Origin of the sequence: Neisseria chenwenguii, assembly GCF_002216145.1 — a bacterium.
GTDB classification, from domain to species: Bacteria; Pseudomonadota; Gammaproteobacteria; order Burkholderiales; family Neisseriaceae; genus Neisseria; species Neisseria chenwenguii.
Genome location: NZ_CP022278.1, coordinates 2,152,197 through 2,169,372, shown reverse-complemented (window position 1 = coordinate 2,169,372; position 17,176 = coordinate 2,152,197). Strand labels below are relative to the sequence as shown.

The window sequence follows — 17,176 nt, the reverse complement described above, 5'->3', positions numbered from 1 at the left end:
GTGAATGTTTCAGACGGAATTGAAGGGTTTTGTGAAAATCAAAACGGCTGTTTGAAGGCCGTCTGATGCTTTGACTACGCTCAGCAACCGGACTTTAACGGATGTCATTCCCGCGCAGGCGCACTGCTGTCCGGAATAAATTCGTAAGGCCGTCTGAAAAACCGGCTCAAAAATCCATCTTCTCCAAACAGCCCTTCTGTTTTCAGACGGCCTCAAGGCAGCACAAACCGCCCCTGCCCCACTTCCACCACATTCCCGCCGACGGTAATCACACCGTCTGCGTCCACGCTCATCGTCAGGCGGTTCGGCCTGCCCGCCGAGTCGCCCTGCCTGATCGTGCAGGCAAACGGCGCAAGATGCCGGCTGAAATACAGCCCGCCCAAATTGACCGCCGCCGAGCCCGTACCTGTATCCTCGACCACCGCACCGTTTTGCAGAAAAAACATCCGCGACACCACCTCGCCGCCCTGTTCCGCCCATGCATAAAGCTGCGCCACGCCGCGTTCGGCCGTTTCCCGCGCAAACCGCGCCGCATCGGCAATCCCGCAGCACGCCACCGCGTCAAACGATTTCAGGCCGGCCAAAAGCTGCCAAGTGCCCGTGTTCACCCAAACCGGCGCCTCTGCCACGTCGTCCGCCGCCAATCCCAGCAAATCCGCAACCGCCGCCTGCGTCAGCACCGATGAGGCCGTCTGAACGCCGTTGCGCAGCGAAAGCGACACCGCCGAACCCTGATGGCGGATTTCCACTGCGCCCGACAGCGTTTCCAGCGTATAAGTCCCGCCCAGTCCCCAAAGGCCGTGCAAGACAAATGCCGCGCCCAGCGTCGGATGCCCCGCAAACGGCAGTTCGTAATCCGGCATAAAAATCCGCAGCCGCGCCGCATGTTCACCGCGCTCAGGCCGGTGCACAAACACCGTTTCCGACAAATTAAACTGCCGCGCAATCTGCTGCATCAGCGCGCCGTCCAAGCCGTCCGCCTGCGGAAACACCGCCAGCGGATTGCCGCCGAAATGCGTTTCGGCAAAAACGTTAACCAGATAAAAAGGCGTTGCCACGCTCATCGCCTCCTCCAAAGGCCGTCTGAAAATGCGATTATATTTCAGACGGCACGAAGTTTATACAAGGAAACACTTGCCAGCAGCGAAACGCGCGTTTATAATCCGCAACTTCTCAAGTCGGAGTGTGGCGCAGTCTGGTAGCGCACTTGCATGGGGTGCAAGGGGTCGAAGGTTCGAATCCTTTCACTCCGACCAAAAATTAAAAAAACCTGCATTGGAAAATGCAGGTTTTTTTGCGTTTGCAGAGAATCGTAAAAGGCCGTCTGAAAAACCGGTTGCCGTGTACAGCCGATTTCAGACGGCCTTCACTTCGCCAGCCTGATAATCCGCCACGCTCCCGCCGATACGAGCGCAAATACCACTGCACCGACAATCAGGTCGGGATAGCGCGACGAGGTGCCAAGCGTCAGCACGCCGGCGGCGATGACGCCCAGGTTCACCAAAACATCGTTAGACGTAAAAATCATGCTGGCGCGGATATGGCTTTCGCGGCTTTGGCTTTTGTTCAGCAGATGCAGACACCACGCATTGGCGCACAACGCAAACAGGGAAACGGCAATCATCATGCGGAAATCGGGCGTGGCGTCGAGGCCGAGGAAGCGGCGCAGCGTTTCGGACAAACCGATCAGCGCCAAGGCCGTCTGAAAAACGCCCGCCGCCAGCGCCACGCGTTTTTTATACAGTGCGCCCGCCCCGGCCGCCGTGAGCGCGAGCAGGTAAACGAAACTGTCGGCGAGCATATCGAGACTGTCGGCAGCCAATCCCATCGAGTCCGCCCACAAGCCGGCACTGCCTTCTATCAGGAAAAACGCGAAATTGACTGCCAAAACCTGCCGCAGCAGTCTTTTCTCCGTGCCCGCGCCGCCCGCCCTATCTGCATCAGTGCTCCCATCCGCTGTTTTTTCCACGGCAATGATGCTGCTGTCGAAATTCAGCGGTGCCAGCGCGGCGAACACGGCTTCGGGTTCGCATTCGTGAAACGCCGTCATCTCGCGCGCGGCGATGTCAAACGCCAGCCGACGCACGCCCGCCACACCGTCGAGTCGCATCCGTATCAGCCGCTCTTCCGAGGGGCAGTCCATTTTGGCGATTTTGAAACGGGTTTTGTACATGGTTTCTCCTGTATTTTCAGACGGCCTGATAGGTATCAATCAACAGCGTCGTTTGCACAATAAATCGGAAAGGATACTCTCTTACAAAAATGTCCGCATCAGCCAATTTAAAATAAATAGAAATGATTTTTATTTGCTCAAATAGAGATAATTCTATATTATGCTTGGCCTCGATTATTTCCACACAAATGTAAACCCATGAAAACCCCATTCAAGCTGACCTTTATCGCTGTTGCTGTTTCAGCGGCCATGTCCGGCTATGCCGAAGATGATGTTGCCGCCGTGCAATCGCAAAACCTGCCTACCGTCAACGTCATCGGGCAGCGCCTCGATGCGCCCGTCAGCAGCGAAGTGCGCGGCGGATACATCCATACGCGCGGTAAAACCGCCACGGGCATGACCCTTTCTGAAAAAGAAACGCCGCAATCCACAATTACGGTAACACGGCAAAAAATGGACGACCAAAAATCCGAAACGCTGCGCGATACGCTGCAAAACACCAACGGCATCACCGTACAGGCGATTGACCGCGGGCGCAATTATATTTTCTCGCGCGGTTTCGCCATCGACCGCTATCAGGTGGACGGCGCAAACGTGGTGTTTGACAACCAATGGATTGCGGGCGAACAGCTGAACAATATGGCGGTTTACGACCGTGTGGAAGTGGTGCGCGGGGCAACGGGGCTGACCACGGGTTCGGGCGAGCCGTCTGCTCGGGTAAACCTGATCCGCAAACACGCCGACAGCAAAACGCGCCGCACCGTTTTGGAAGGCGGTTTGCAATATCCGTGGGGTTACACCGCCACAATCGACCACAGCCAGCCGCTCAACAGCGACGGCTCGGTGCGCTCGCGCTTTGTCATCAGCCACGGCGACAACAAAACCACGTTTGACCGCGAAAAGGTGGGACAAACCACGCTGTACGGCGTGTTGGACGCGGATCTGACCGACAAAGCCAGCATGTCTTTCGGTTTGAAACACGGCATCAACCGCCAAAAAGCCCTGCTGTGGGGCGGTCTGCCGATTGCAGACGCAAACAACAAAATCATTGATTGGAATAAGAAAACCAATTCCGCGCCCGATTGGTCGTATTGGGACAGTAAGGGCAGCGAAGTCTTTACCAACTGGAAATACAAGTTCAACAATGATTGGAATGTGGAACTGAACGGCAATTACGCGCGCAACACATCTGATTCCGAGCTGTTTTACGCATCGGGCAAAGTGGACGGCAACACCTTAACAGGCGTGTGGCCGGGCAAATTCGAAGTGGTTTCCAAACAAGGCAGTTTGGGCGCGAACTTAAACGGCGCATATCCGCTGCTCGGGCGCAAACACAAGCTGGTGGCGGGTTTGAGCTACACACGCAGCGCTTATACCGCCGATGCGGCAGACGGCACAACATTTCAGGCCGATACCGACATCCGCAATTTCAATGCCTACCCCGAGCCGAATTGGGGCGGCATGAAGCAGCAATATGATTCGACCGCCAAAGAAGTCGGCGCATTCGCCGCCACGCAGCTTAATCTGCACGACCGCTTTAAAGTCGTTTTGGGCACGCGTTTTGCCAATGCCAAGCGCGACCGCCTGTATTACGGCGCGGCATCCAAATTCCGCTCGGGCAGCGTGTGGCTGCCTTATGCGGGCGCAACATTCGACGTTACGCCCAACCACAGCCTGTACGCCGGCTACACCGATATTTTCAAACCGCAGGAACATCAAGATGTTAACGGAAATTATCTTGACCCTGTTAAAGGCAAAAACTACGAAATCGGTTTGAAAAGCCGCTTCATGGACGAGCGCCTGACCGGCCAACTGAGCGTGTTCCGCATCGAGCAGGATAATCTGGCGGTAAAAGACGGCGTGAAAGTGCGCAACAATCCGCTGGCGGACGCGTATCACGCGGAAAAAGGCACGGTGTCTAAAGGTTTTGAATTGGACGTTACGGGCAACATCACCCCGAATTGGCACGTTTCCGCAGGTTACGCGCTGGCGCGCGCCAAAAACAGCAAAGGCGAAAACCTGAACAACCACATTCCCAAACAGACGTTCAAACTGTTTACCACTTACGACTTCGGCGGCACGCTGAAAGGCCTGACCGTAGGCGGCGGCGTAAACTGGTACGGCAGCAGCTTTGTCTCCGTGGGCAACGACAAAGTAACCCGTAAAAAATTCGCGATTGCGGATTTGATGGCGCGCTACCGCGTCAACGACCAACTCTCGCTGCAAGTAAACGCGCACAACCTGTTTGACAAACGCCCCTACAATATGTTCGGCAGCAGCCAAGTCAACTATTGGGACGGGCGCTCGGTGAAGGCTTCGCTTAAGTATGAGTTTTGACGGCTGATGGTTTTCAGGCTGCCTTTTGGGTATGAAAGGCAGCCTGAAAAACTTGTAATACCAATCCATAAAAGTATCCTAAATTCGTAGTAGGTCGGGCAAGGATGCCCGACCTACGCAGATTTTTATTTTGATTTATTTTTATGGATTGCTATAACTCTGTTTATTACATATTCAAAGGCAGCCTGAAACCTAAAACCGTTAATTCAACACCAACCTTTGCCACAATACACCCTAAGCTGCTGGCACAGCCGAGTGGAACACGATTTTTCGGGGAAAAAGGACAAAACTGTTTGAGCGACGAAGTCGCGAGTTTTTTGTCCGCCCGAAAAATCGTGTGGAACGAGGGAAGTTTGGCGTAGCCAAACCTGCAACCGCAGTCGCCTTTCTTTTGCTTACTTTTCTTTGGCGAAGCAAAGAAAAGTAAGTCGCCCGCTGCGATTAGGCGCATCTTTGCCGCTACACAAATGCTAACCACAAAGCACAAACTCCAAGCATGGTACGCGGCAAGACGCGTGTTTTAGCAAAATTGTTGTATAGATGCCAAATATTTGAAACCCCATTACCCAAAAAATGACCCCGCATCCCGACCCCGAAACCGCCCAAGAAATCGCCGCGCATCTGAACGACAGCCACGCAGACGGCGTGCTGAATCTTGCCCGCACCTTTGTATCCCCGAAAATTTCGCAGGCGCAAATCCAAACCGTCCACGCCGACGGCTTGACCCTGCTTGCCGGAAACCAAAGCCGCTTTCTTCCCTTTCTGCTGCGCGATGCCGATACCCGCGAGCAGGTGCATTACCTGATTTTCTATGCCCGCGTGCAACAGGGCGCGTTGATAGACGGCGGCGATTTCCGCTATTTCACCGTGTTGGGCAGCGAGCGCGTTTCGCCCAATATGCAGCGGCTCACGCTGAAAAGCCAATCACCCATTCCCGCAAACGAAGTGGGGCTGGCGTGGTATTTTACGCTGCACGCCGTATCGCCCGACAAGGGCCGTCTGAAAAACCTCAAACACCTGTTCCACCGCATCGTGATGCGGCTGCTGCGCCACACCAACGCCCACCGGCGGCAGAAAATCCTGAATACCTTTTATCAGGGCAAGCGTTACTACACCTTGCGCCGTGTCGAAAAATCTTCGGAAACACAAGCGCTTGAAGACATCGCGCTGGTAGACGTTTTTCTGCACGGCGACACCGCAGGCAGCCAATGGGCGCGGAACATCAAAATCGGCGACACCGTCCGCAGCAGCGCGGAGTACCGCGAGCAAACCGCCCACCTCGCCGCAGGACAAGCCCTGCTGATTGGCGACGAAACCGCGCTGCCCACCGTTGCCGCCCTGCTGGAAAACTGGCAGAACCCCGTTCCACCCATTGTTATCAGCATTACGCAACACCCTGACGACCAAGCCTATCTGCCCGACAGCCTGCTGCCCGAACGCACCACGCTCATCCGCATCAGCGCGGCAGACGACGTTGCCGCCGCCGTTACCGACAACCTGAAAAACATCGGCCAAACGGTTGAAACCGCATGGGGCGCATTGGAAGCCGGCGATGCCAACACCGTGCGCCGGCATCTGAAACAGCAGTTCGGCTTAACGGGCAAACAGGCCAAGATTAAAGGCTATTGGCGCTGGGAAGACGGAAAGGCCTAAACCTTTGCAAAAATAAAAAACGTCCGCCGGATGCCGTCTGAAATAGTCAATTTTTTAACCGACGTCATTCCCGCGCAGGCGGGAATCCGCGTTTTGTTCTCTGAAACTTATTTCAAAACAATATATTGCTTGCTTTTGACCGTGGATTCCCGCCTGCGCGGGAATGACGCCCGTGAAAGTGTCGGACGGCCATTCCGATTTTTACAACGGTCTCAGACCGTCTGAAAACCCCCGCTTCGCAGAAACCCGCTTTATCTGTTTTCAAACCGCCCAAACCGCACACAACCATCATGCTCAGCCGCCGACAATTCTGCCAAACCGCCCTATCCGCAACCGCCCTGCTGCTTTCCGGCTGCCTGCCCGACGGCGCGCGCAAAAGCCGTTTGCACGTTTACCACCCCCAATCAGGACAGGCGTTTCCCGTGCAGATCCGCCACGCGCTCGGCACAACCGCCATCGTCCGCCAACCGCAACGCATCATTATTTTGGGCGTGGAAACCGTCGACATCGCCTACGAACTCGGCGTGATTCCGCTGGCCATAGAAAGCAGTTTTTGGGGCGGCGACAAAGACGGTTATTTGGAATGGTACCGCCAAGCCGTTGAACAATCAGGGCAAAAGCTGCCCGAGTTTATCAATATGTATCCCGAGCCCGATGTGGAAAAACTTATCACCCTGCGCCCCGATGTGATACTCGCGCCCCAATCGGGCATAGATGCCCCGCTGTACCGCCAACTATCCGCCATCGCCCCTGTCGTCGCCTATCCCGACCGCCCGTGGCTCACGACGATAGACGAAATCATCACCCTCACCGCCGCTGCGCTGGGCAAACCCGCCGAAGCCGCCGCGCTGCGTCAAAAAATCGCCGGACACCAAGCCCGAATCAAACAGAAATATCCTCAGTTCCAACGCTATAACTTCGCCTATATTTACGGCAACGCCCGCCAATCCGCGCTCTCGGTTTACCGCGAAGGCGACACGCGCGTAGACGCTTTTACCGACATGGGCTTCCGACTCGCCCCGTTTGTGCAGCAACTGCCCATGCGGCCCGGCAGCTTCACCAGTACGCTGGGCATGGAAAACGCCGACCGGCTCAACGATGTTGATCTTTTGATTACATGGTTCAACACCGAACAGGAACGCGATCAAACCCTAAACCACCCGATTTTCGCCGGCATTCCCGCCGTGAAGCGCGGCTCGTATATCGCGTTTACCGACAAAGCGCTGGCCACCGCCATGTATCAAGGCACCCCGCTTGCGCTCAACTGGGGCTTGCAGCGGTTTTTACCGATGCTGCTGGATGCGCTGGCAAAAGTAGGCAGGTAGATGCTTTTCAGACGGCCTCAAATGCCACAGGCCGTCTGAAAAACTTTGAAACAACTGAAGACTGCTTGAAGGCCGTCTGAAACGCTTAAATCCGTCATTCCCGCGCAGGCGGGAATCCACGGTGAAAGACAGGCAACATTTTGTTTAAAAAATAAATTTCAGAAAATCAAACACAGATTCCCGCCTGCGCGGGAATGACGTCCGTGAAAGTGCCTGCGCTGAGCGTAGCTGGAGCGTAGCTGGAGCGTAGCTGGAGCGTAGCTGGAGCGTAGCTGGAGCGTCAGACGGCTGTTTTGATTTTTTACAAAGGCCGTCTGAAAACCATTTCATACCACATCATGAAAAAACAACTCTTCATCCTATCCCTATTGCTCGCCGCTACCTTGCTGTCCCTGATGCTCGGACTGGCGTGGGGCAGCAAGCCTTTAACCCTCGCAGACGTATGGCAATACTTTACCCGCCCCGGCCAATCCTACGCCGATCTGGTCATCGCCCACCGCATTCCGCGCACGCTGGCCGCATGGCTTTGCGGCGGCGCGTTGGGGCTGGCGGGCGCTTTGATGCAGGGGCTGACGCGCAATCCTTTGGGCGACTCGGGCCTGCTCGGCATCAACACAGGCGCGGCGGCGGCGATTGTCTTGACGGCGTTTTTCCCCGCCGCGGCTGCCGTTTCGTCCTATTGGCCGGCGATCGGCGGCGCGCTGCTGACTGCTCTGCTGGTTTGCCTGCTCGGCCTCACGGGCAGGGCGGAAAACCATTCGCGGCTGATTTTGGCGGGCGCATCCGTATCCGCCTGCTTGGGCGCGTTTGTGAACGCGGTATCGCAGGTAAACATCCGCACTTTCGATTTTCTGCGCTTTTGGGCAAGCGGCTCGTTCGGCGGCGTGGGCTTTGCCGATTTGACCAAATTCCTGCCGTTTTTCATTCCCGCCGCGCTGCTGGGCTTGGCGCTGGGTAAATTTGTCAACATCATCGCGTTGGACAAACACGTTGCCCGCTCGCTCGGCGCAAATGTTGTGGCCATACAAAGCCTTGTGCTGATTGCCGTGGCGGTATTGTCAGCCGCATCGGTTGCGCTGGCCGGCCCGATTGGTTTTGTCGGATTGGCCGCCGCGCATCTGTCGCGCCGTTGGACGGGCAACGACTACCGCTTTCTGCTTCCCGCCGGTTTGCTGTCGGGCGGCAGTCTGCTGCTGCTTGCCGATATTCTCGCGCGCTTGGTGCTTGCACCCGACGAAATCGCCACAGGCATCATGACGGCTTTGCTGGGTGCGCCGATACTTTACATTATGGTGATGCGCGGTGCGAAAGGACAATCATGAAGCAGGACGGTTTTTTTCTTCCCAACCCGCGCACGCGGCTGCTGACGCTGTGTTTTTCCGTACTGTTTGCCGTGCTGCTGCTGGTTTCCGCCACCGTGGGCAAACATCAGAACCTGTTGCCGCACGCGGGCAGCCTGTTTGCCGACGAAACCGGAGTGCCGCATTTTCTGTTTTGGCAGCTTTGGCTGCCGCGCGCGCTGGTTGCCGCGGGCGTGGGGGCGGCTTTGGCGGTTTCAGGCTGCTTTTTCCAACTGTTGAGCCGCAACCCGTTGGGCAGCCCCGATATTATCGGCATCAATGCGGGTGCAAGTTTGGGTGCGGTTGCCGTGAGCCTTGTGTGGGTGAACACGCTGCCTGTGACGCTGGGCGCGCTGATCGGCGCGGTTGCCACGCTGGTTTTGGTATTGCTGGGCAACGGCACGCGCAACAGATTCAGCCTGGAAATCGTCATCGGCGGCTTGGCGGTCAATGCGCTGGCCATGGCCGCCGTGCAATTCGTGCTCACGGGCGTGCGGCAGGAAGATGCCTATTTAATCAGCGTGTGGTTGAGCGGCAGCTTGGCGCAGCGCGGCTGGGGCGAAGTGGCGGTTGTGTGGACAACGCTGCCCGTGTGCGCCACCGCGCTTGCCCTGCTCGGCCGCCCGTTTGCGGTGATGCAGGTCAGCCCTGCCGCCGCGGCTTTTCTCGGCGTTCCGTTAAAAAAATATCGTTTTGGGGTTTGCTCGCCGCCACCATACTCGCCACCGCCGCCGTCGTTGCCGCCGGGCCGATTGCCTTTATCGCCCTTGCCGCGCCGCACCTTACCCGCAAAATTTTCAAAAGCAGCCGCCCGCTGATATTGCCGACCGCGCTGGTCGGCGCATCGCTGCTGCTGTTTTCCGACCTGCTCGCCCGTTTCCTGCCCATGCAGTCCGCCCTGCCCGTGGGCGTGTTTACCGCCGGCGTCGGCGGGCTTTACCTGCTGTATCTGATTTTCAGCGAGCGAAAATAGTTTTCAGACGGCCTGAAATGATTGAAGCAGCCTGAAATCCAACCCCAATCCCAACATTTTTCCAAAACCCGCCATGTTCCAAATTCAAAATCTGACCCTGTCCTACCAAGACAAAACCATCATCAACGACATCAGCTTCACCCTGCCCGAGCAGCAGATTACCGTATTCATCGGCGCAAACGGCTGCGGAAAATCCACCCTGCTCAAAGCCGTCGCCGGGCAGCTTCCGCCCAAGCACGGCGAAATCCTGCTGCACAGCAAAAACGTGTACCGCTACCCCGGCAAAGCCCTTGCGCAACAGCTTGCCATGCTCGCGCAAACCTCGTCCGCCGCAGAAAACATCAGCGTCGCCCAACTTGTCCGCTACGGGCGTTATCCCTATCACAGCCTGGTTTCGCGCTGGACAGACGAAGACGAAAAACAGGTGCAGCGCGCCATGCGGCTCACCCAAACCGACCACCTCGCCGACAATCTGCTCGACAACTTATCGGGCGGACAACGCCAGCGCGCATGGATCGCCATGGCGCTTGCCCAAGATACCCCCTATCTTTTTCTCGACGAACCCACCACCTATCTCGACCTGAACTACCAAATCGAACTGCTGGATTTGCTCAAAAACCTCAACCGCAAACAAAACAAAACCATCGTGATGGTGTTGCACGACCTCAACCTCGCCGCCCGCTACGCCGACTGCATCATCTCTTTAAAAAACGGCAAACTGCTGGCGCAAGGCGCGCCGCAAGAGGTGATTACCGCCGAAAATGTAGAAACCGTGTTCGGCCTGAAAAACCAAATCATCCAAGACCCCGTTTATCACACGCCGATGTGCGTCCCCATCGGCAGCGATGCGCATGAGGTGTAGAAGAAAACCGCGCTGACTGCCCTACCCGAAAATTTTCAGGATATTGAAAATATTTAATATTTCAGAACTGCAGACCTTCAAACGGATGCGAAACCCTCCCCTGCAAACGTTTCCGGAAGATTTCAGTTTTTTGGAAAGGTCTCAGTGCCGCCCCCTTTTGGCGTTTGCAGAAAATCGAAAAAGGCCGTCTGAAACCCCATGATTTCAGACGGCCTCAATTTTTCATCAAATTTCCCACCTGCCGCATTTTTCAGACGGCCTAGACTCCCAAATACCCTTCCCTGCTGCCCAGCCACCTGTCCAAATGTTTCTCCACAATATCCGGCCGCTCTTCAATCAGCTTGGGCGCGATTTCGCGGGCTTGTTCCAAGAGGTGCAGATCTTCCTCGAGATTGGCAAAACGCAGCATGGGCACGCCGCTTTGGCGGGCGCCGAGGAATTCGCCGGGGCCGCGGATATTGAGGTCTTGGCGGGCGATTTCGAAGCCGTCGGTGTGTTCGTAGATGACTTTGAGGCGGGCTTTTGCGGGTTCGCTCAAGGGTTCGGCAAACAGCAAAACGCAATGGCTGGCGGCGGCTCCGCGTCCGACACGGCCGCGCAGTTGGTGCAGTTGTGCCAAGCCCATGCGTTCGGCGTGTTCGATGACCATCAGGCTGGCGTTGGGTACGTCCACGCCGACTTCGATGACGGTGGTGGCGACCAAAACATTCAGACGGCCTGCACTGAAGTCGGCCATGACTTCGGCTTTTTCAGACGGCTTCATGCGGCCGTGGACAAGACCGATGGCGAGTTCGGGCAAGGCCGTCTGAAGCGTCTGCAGGGTTTCGGTGGCGGTTTGCAGTTGCAGGGTTTCGCTTTCTTCAATCAGCGGGCAAACCCAATAGGCCTGCCGGCCTTTGCGGCAGGTGTTCAACACGAAGCCTTCGACTTCGGCGCGGCGCAGGCTGTTGACGAGGCGGGTTTTGATGGGGGTGCGGTTGGGCGGCAGTTCGTCGATAACGGAAACGTCGAGGTCGGCGAAAAAGCTCATCGCCAGCGTGCGCGGAATGGGCGTGGCCGACATCATGAGCTGATGCACGTCCTGCCCTTTGTTTTTCAAGGCCAAACGCTGCGCCACGCCGAAGCGGTGCTGCTCATCGACAATCACGAGGCCGAGGTTTTGGAAAGCGACGTCGTCTTGAAACAGCGCATGCGTGCCGACGGCGATGGGCGCGAGGCCGTCTGAAACGGCGGCTTTGTTGGTTTCTTTTTCTTTTTTGCGCTGGCTGCCGGAAAGCCACGCCACGGCCAGGCCGAGCGGCTCGAACCATTGTTTGAACTTGGCGTAATGCTGTTCGGCCAGAATTTCGGTGGGCGCCATCACCGCCGCTTGGCAGCCCGCTTCGACGGCGGTGAGCGCGGCAAGCGCGGCGACGATGGTTTTGCCGCTGCCGACATCGCCTTGCAGCAGGCGGTGCATAGGGTGGGTTTGCGCCATGTCGGTGCGGATTTCGGCGAGCACACGCTGCTGCGCGGCGGTAAGCGCGAACGGCAGCGCGTTTAATAATTTGTCGGACAGTTTTCCGTTACCGCTCAATGGGTTGGCACTGCCGTTTACACGCTTCTGCCGCGCCAGCCGCATGGAAAGCTGCTGCGCCAAAAGTTCGTCGAATTTCAGCCGCTGCCACGCAGGGAGAGTGCCGTCTGAAAGCTGGTGGATGGTGAAACTCGGCGGCGGCGAATGCAGCAGGCGCAGGCTTTCGGCCAAGTGCGGCAGGTTCAGACGGCCTAACAATTCGTCGGGCAGCGTATCGTGCAGCGGCACGGTATCCAAGGCCGTCTGAACGATGCGGCGCAAAGTCGGCTGGTTCAGGCCGTTCACGGTCGGGTAAACGGGCGTGAGGCTTTCGGCCAAACCGGTATTGTCCGCATCGCGGATTTTCGGGTGGATCATCTCGTCGCCGTGAAAACCGTGCTTGATTTCACCCACCGCGCGGATGCGTTTGCCCACCGCCATCTGCTTCTGATGACTGGCGTAGAAATGGATAAAGCGCAGGTGCAGCACGCTGCCCGAACCGTCGGCAATCTGCACCACCAACTGCTTGCGCGGTTTGAACATCACTTCCTGATGAGTTACGGTTCCCTCCACCTGACACGGCACGCCGACCGGAGCATCGGCAATCGGCATGATGTGGGTTTCGTCTTCGTAGCGCAAAGGCAGGTGCAAAACCACGTCCCACGGCGTGTTGAGATTGAGCTTTTCCAGCTTTTTCGCAGCGGTTTCGGTCACTTTCAAGAGCTTTTGGTAAACGGGCAGCATGGCGGTTTCGGCGGTATTTTTTCCGGAGGGGGAGAGTTCGGGATTATAGCAAAGGGCGATTGGTGTTTCGGCCGGATTCGGCAACCGTTTTCAGACGGCCTTCAGCCTGCGCGGGTGGGTGTAAACCACCATAATTTGAAAACTTCAAATAGACATTTTCCGTTTCAGACGGCATGAAAATGGTGGGTTTACACCCACCCTGCGGTGTTTGCGGAACTTCACACTTTTCAGACGGCCCCGACCGTTTCAGGCCGTCTGAAAATCCCGCCAAACCTGTTTCACCGTTTCACACCAATCCCGCGCAAACTGTTCGGTATCGTAAACAGGGCTTTGCGCGGCCTGCGCGCGCATGGTTTGGCGGACGGCGGCGAGTTCTGCCCAATGCGCTTTATCCGCCCAGTAAAACGCCTGCGTCAGGTAATCTTCCAAGCGGTGTGCGACCCATTCGGGATAGCCTGAGGCCGACATGAGCTGCTGCCCCTGCCGCCCGAGCATGCCCTCGAGGGCGAGGGTAAGGGTGGGAACGCCCATCCACAGGGCGTCGGTGGTGGTGGTGCCGCCGGGAAACGGGAAGGTATCCAAGATTAAATCGACTTCGTGATGGGCGGCGTAATATTGTTCGGAACCGCTGTGACCGTGGAAATGCAGGGTACCGTCTGAAAATCCGGCGGCCAGCAGCCGCTGCTCGAATTCGGTTTGCTCGGTGCTGCCGTTTTCCAGCCGCGCGGATTGGAAACGCCAATGCGCGCTCGGGAATTTTTTCGCCACGGCCGCCCAGGTTTTTAAAACATTGTCGTTGAGTTTGGTGAGGTTTTGGAAACAGCCGAAGGTGATGTAGCCGTTTGTTAACGCGGGTAAGCCGTTGACGGGAATATCGGTTTTCGGCGGCGCCATACACAGGCGCGTGTGCGGCAGGCGGTACACTTTTTCGCGGAACCATTGTTCTTCCGGTTCGGGGACGCACCAGTCGTCGGCCAACACGGCCTGAACGGTCGGCAGGCCGGTGGTGGCGAAATAGCCGAGCCAGGAAATCTGCAAGGGCGCGGCCTGCGCGGCGAAGATGCCCATGCGCGCGCCGGCGGTGTGACCGTTGAGGTCGATGAGGATGTCGATGCCGTCTGAACGGATTTGGCGGACGGCTTCTTCGTCGGATAAGTCTTTGATGTCGCGCCAGATTTGAAACGCGGGGCGGATTTCTTGGCTGAGTTCGTCGTAAATCGGCGAGTTGTGGTAGGCCGCCCATTCAAACTGCAGCGCGGCTTCGGAAAGCAGCAGCCCTTTGGCAAACATACCGACGGGGTGGCGGCGCAGATCGGAAGACACCAGCCCGATGCGCAGTTTGGCTGTCGTTTTTTCAGACGGCATGGCGCTCGGGCGGCCTGCGTCAACCGCCTGCGCGATGTACAAATCGCCCAAACGGAAGCTGTCGGCGGCCACTTCGGCGGCGCGGTTGACGATATAGAGGCGGTTGAGCACCAAATCGCTTTGTGCTTCGATGCTGTCGGGACGCAGCTTGAGCGCGCGGTCCAATGCGCCGCAGGCTTCTTCGTAACGGCGTTGGAAATGCAGCATTTTAGAGAGGCCGACCCATGCGTCGTACACGTCGTCTTGCAGCGCAAGCGCTTTGCGGTAGCTGCGTTCGGATTCGGCATAGTTTTTCAGACGGCGGTGTGCCCACGCGTTGTCGAGCCAGATTTTGAAACGCTCGGGCTGCAAGGCCAGCAGCCGTTTCTGATAAATATCCGCACCCGCGTAATCGCCGCTGTTAAACCGCAGCATCGCCGCATATTCGAGCGCGGCGGCGTGATTGGGCTCGCGCTTCAAAACTTCGTCAAACACTTGTTTGGCTTCGTCTTTTTTATCTGCTTCAAACAGCACCGAAGCAAGATTCTGCCAAATGTCGGCGGCATCGGCTTTGAGTGCGAGCGAACGGCGCAAATGCCGTTCGGCCTCGTCAAAACGCTTGAGCTTGTGGCAGGCGTTGCCCAAATTGCTCCACACCGAATGGCTGCGCCTGTTTTCGGGAATCCGCATCCAAACCGCCACCGCAGCTTCCGTCTGCCCCGTTTGCGCAAAAACGGCGGCTTTGAGGTTGAGCAGGTCCTCCTGCTTGGGATAATGCGCGAGCAGCCGTTCGGCCAGCTTTGAGGCCGTCTGAAAATCCCCGCGCGAATAGGCCGCCGAGGCTTCGGCAAAACCGCTGCGCAGGTCGGGTTTGGCGGGATGTTTTTTAAGCGGAATTCTGTTTTGTGTTTTCATAAGAAGTTTTCCCTATTGTCTTATTATATTTAAGGAAAGGCCGTCTGAAAATTCGCTAACCATTTTTCAGACGGCCCGTTGTTTCAATATTACTTAGCCAGCGGCGGATCTGTCCAAACGCTGCGGTATGAAGTGTAATAGGTAAGCATTACCCAAGTATAAACCATCAAAAAAACCAGCAGATAAAGCGGAATAACCAATAAAATAAGAAATACCGAAGCCTCTCCGCCCCCGCTACTACCTACGGCAGGACCTGCCGCCAGCAGGCCAATAATAACGCCGCCGATGCCGCAGATAACAATCCACACCAGTATATTGATTAAAAAAGCGGGAATGTTGCGCAAACAGGCTTTAAAGCTCATTTTCATAGCCGTCAACGGACGAATGTCATTCAGCGTAATCAACGCCGGGGCGAACCATACCATCATGCCGTTCGGGAGCAACAGAAGAAAGGCCAGCAAACTCCAAAGTATGATTTTGCCGGAATACTGCCCCATTGCCGCTGCATCGCCGGACGATACGGCAGACAGCTCCGGGCTGACTGCCAACGCCGAAACGACTACCACAGTCAGTACCAAAATAGAAATAGCGCCGCTGATTAAGGTCAGGACCAGCAGTTCCATACTTTTATGTTTAAATCCCGAAAAAATATAGCCGAATTTCAGACTGCCACCCTCTGCCAGCGCATCGCAGGAAAAAATATAACCGCCGATAAACAGAAAAGTCATCATGCCGCTGACAATCCCACCTATAAAGGGAATTATCTGCAACAGCATGGAAATCAGTATCATCACAAAAGTCATCCACAACCACATCCCTTTGCGCCGTGAAAACAGAAGCATGGCCTGAGTCACCCAACTGAGCCCTTTACCCGCAGAGACGCGGCGCGGCTCACTCAGAAGCTGCGGAGCATTTTTTGCTTCATTTTCGATGGTGTTCTGAATCCCGGATTGATCCATAATTACTCCTTTACAAATAATAAGTCTCGGAAAAAGCTGATTCATTTAAACAGATATGAGGATAATCTGTCAAAGACGGGGTCTCTGTCGCTACCGGAAAAACCGATGTTTATTTTTTTAATAATGCCCGTTTGACGATAATCAGCCAGTCTTTCTTATCTAAAACAGGACGTTGTTCGAAAACATTGTATTTACAGCCGTCGAGTTTTTGCAGAATCAATTGTCCGCCGACAATAATCATACGCAGCTCGAAGCCGATACGGCCTTTGAGCGTTTTACCCAACGGCGAGCCGCCTTTAAGCATCTGAAATGCGCGTTCGCACTCGTATGCCATCAGTCGTTGAAACGCAAAATCCGCCTGTCCGCCGGAAATTTGCGCTTCGCTGACATTAAATCTCGTCAAATCGTCCTGCGGGATATAAACGCGGTCTTTCTGCCAATCTACAGCTACGTCCTGCCAAAAATTAATCAGTTGCAAAGCTGTGCAGATACCGTCGCTTTGCGCAATACTTACGGGGTCGGTCTCACCGTAAAGATGGAGCATTATTCTGCCGACGGGATTCGCCGAACGGCGGCAGTAATCCACCAGCTCGCCGAAATTCTGATAACGCTTTTTGACCACGTCTTGATGAAATGCGGAAAGCAAATCGTAAAACGGCTCAAGCGGCAGCGAAAACGGCCGGATTGCTTCATTCTGCAAACGCTGCATCAGCGGGGTTTCCGGCTTTTTCCCGTTACGAATCAAATCCAATTCGTTTTCTAAATGATCCAATCCTTGCAGACGTTCTGCATCTTCAGCATTACCCTCATCCGCAGTGTCATCTGCGGTGCGCGCAAATGCATAAATGGCGTGCACCGGTTTACGGAGGCGGCGCGGCATTGCCAGCGATCCGACCGGAAAATTTTCATAGTGGTTTACAGACATACTGTTTTTCTCATACGCAAACAGCCTGAGTTTTGATTTTCAGACAGCATTACCCTCCCCCACTGTTTCAA

11 protein-coding genes, 1 tRNA gene and 1 pseudogene are annotated in these 17,176 nt (G+C 55.9%); 7 read left to right on the top strand and 6 right to left on the bottom strand.

From position 1 onward, the window contains the following. Positions 1 to 212: 212 nt before the first annotated feature. On the bottom strand, positions 213 to 1,058 hold the full coding sequence (locus BG910_RS10490) for a PhzF family phenazine biosynthesis protein (RefSeq protein ID WP_089037242.1): 846 nt from the start codon (positions 1,056 to 1,058) through the stop codon (positions 213 to 215). Positions 1,059 to 1,179: 121 nt separating this feature from the next. On the opposite strand from BG910_RS10490, the gene BG910_RS10485 reads away from it, so the two are divergent. After that, positions 1,180 to 1,256 (top strand) — tRNA-Pro (locus BG910_RS10485). A 110-nt stretch (positions 1,257 to 1,366) separates the two neighbouring features. On the opposite strand, the gene BG910_RS10480 is transcribed toward BG910_RS10485, so the two are convergent. Continuing rightward, positions 1,367 to 2,173 carry a cation transporter gene (locus BG910_RS10480; protein ID WP_089036787.1) on the bottom strand — a complete coding sequence of 269 codons (807 nt, stop codon included), beginning with the start codon at positions 2,171 to 2,173 and terminating at the stop codon, positions 1,367 to 1,369. A gap of 198 nt (positions 2,174 to 2,371) precedes the next feature. Here BG910_RS10480 and BG910_RS10475 point away from each other — a divergent pair, with 198 nt between their 5' ends. From BG910_RS10475 to BG910_RS10440, 6 genes and pseudogenes are all read left to right on the top strand, one after another. Then, positions 2,372 to 4,510, top strand: a complete 2,139-nt coding sequence (locus BG910_RS10475; RefSeq protein ID WP_089036786.1) for a TonB-dependent siderophore receptor — start codon at positions 2,372 to 2,374, stop codon at positions 4,508 to 4,510. 573 nt (positions 4,511 to 5,083) lie between these two features. After that, positions 5,084 to 6,163 carry a siderophore-interacting protein gene (locus tag BG910_RS10465; protein WP_089036784.1) on the top strand — a complete coding sequence of 360 codons (1,080 nt, stop codon included), beginning with the start codon at positions 5,084 to 5,086 and terminating at the stop codon, positions 6,161 to 6,163. Positions 6,164 to 6,453: 290 nt separating this feature from the next. Then, the gene (locus BG910_RS10460) at positions 6,454 to 7,488 is read left to right on the top strand and encodes an iron-siderophore ABC transporter substrate-binding protein (RefSeq protein ID WP_089036783.1); all 1,035 of its coding nucleotides are present in this window, start codon (positions 6,454 to 6,456) and stop codon (positions 7,486 to 7,488) included. Between the two features lie 293 nt (positions 7,489 to 7,781). Further along, entirely contained in the window at positions 7,782 to 8,810 is a 1,029-nt protein-coding gene (locus BG910_RS10455; RefSeq protein ID WP_089036782.1) for a FecCD family ABC transporter permease, read from the top strand. After that, a pseudogene (locus BG910_RS10450) lies at positions 8,807 to 9,801 on the top strand (FecCD family ABC transporter permease). Before BG910_RS10455 ends, BG910_RS10450 begins: the two are co-directional and overlap by 4 nt. Positions 9,802 to 9,874: 73 nt before the next feature. Then, positions 9,875 to 10,663 (top strand): ABC transporter ATP-binding protein, encoded by a 789-nt coding sequence (locus BG910_RS10440; RefSeq protein WP_089036780.1) that lies wholly within the window; start codon positions 9,875 to 9,877, stop codon positions 10,661 to 10,663. A gap of 259 nt (positions 10,664 to 10,922) precedes the next feature. Here the strand turns inward: BG910_RS10440 and recG are convergent, their stop codons facing one another. From recG to hpnC, 4 genes are all read right to left on the bottom strand, one after another. Next, positions 10,923 to 12,962: an ATP-dependent DNA helicase RecG gene (gene recG, locus BG910_RS10435; RefSeq protein ID WP_089037240.1), complete on the bottom strand. Its 2,040-nt coding sequence runs from the start codon at positions 12,960 to 12,962 to the stop codon at positions 10,923 to 10,925. Positions 12,963 to 13,208: 246 nt separating this feature from the next. Next, positions 13,209 to 15,221, bottom strand: coding sequence for an O-linked N-acetylglucosamine transferase, SPINDLY family protein (locus tag BG910_RS10430; RefSeq protein ID WP_089036779.1), 2,013 nt, complete (start codon positions 15,219 to 15,221; stop codon positions 13,209 to 13,211). 89 nt (positions 15,222 to 15,310) lie between these two features. After that, on the bottom strand, positions 15,311 to 16,180 hold the full coding sequence (locus BG910_RS10425; protein ID WP_089036778.1) for a BPSS1780 family membrane protein: 870 nt from the start codon (positions 16,178 to 16,180) through the stop codon (positions 15,311 to 15,313). A gap of 109 nt (positions 16,181 to 16,289) precedes the next feature. Then, positions 16,290 to 17,105 carry a squalene synthase HpnC gene (hpnC, locus tag BG910_RS10420; RefSeq protein ID WP_089036777.1) on the bottom strand — a complete coding sequence of 272 codons (816 nt, stop codon included), beginning with the start codon at positions 17,103 to 17,105 and terminating at the stop codon, positions 16,290 to 16,292. Between the last annotated feature and the right edge of the window lie 71 nt (positions 17,106 to 17,176).

Excerpts from the sequence above, each read along its gene's own strand:
- recG (WP_089037240.1), bottom strand. The coding sequence starts at position 12,962 with ATGCTGCCCGTTTACCAAAAGCTCTTGAAAGTGACCGAAACCGCTGCG.
- BG910_RS10475 (WP_089036786.1), top strand. The coding sequence starts at position 2,372 with ATGAAAACCCCATTCAAGCTGACCTTTATCGCTGTTGCTGTTTCAGCG.
- hpnC (WP_089036777.1), bottom strand. The coding sequence starts at position 17,105 with ATGTCTGTAAACCACTATGAAAATTTTCCGGTCGGATCGCTGGCAATG.
- BG910_RS10480 (WP_089036787.1), bottom strand. The coding sequence starts at position 2,173 with ATGTACAAAACCCGTTTCAAAATCGCCAAAATGGACTGCCCCTCGGAA.
- BG910_RS10440 (WP_089036780.1), top strand. The coding sequence starts at position 9,875 with ATGTTCCAAATTCAAAATCTGACCCTGTCCTACCAAGACAAAACCATC.
- BG910_RS10465 (WP_089036784.1), top strand. The coding sequence starts at position 5,084 with ATGACCCCGCATCCCGACCCCGAAACCGCCCAAGAAATCGCCGCGCAT.
- BG910_RS10430 (WP_089036779.1), bottom strand. The coding sequence starts at position 15,221 with ATGAAAACACAAAACAGAATTCCGCTTAAAAAACATCCCGCCAAACCC.
- BG910_RS10460 (WP_089036783.1), top strand. The coding sequence starts at position 6,454 with ATGCTCAGCCGCCGACAATTCTGCCAAACCGCCCTATCCGCAACCGCC.
- BG910_RS10425 (WP_089036778.1), bottom strand. The coding sequence starts at position 16,180 with ATGGATCAATCCGGGATTCAGAACACCATCGAAAATGAAGCAAAAAAT.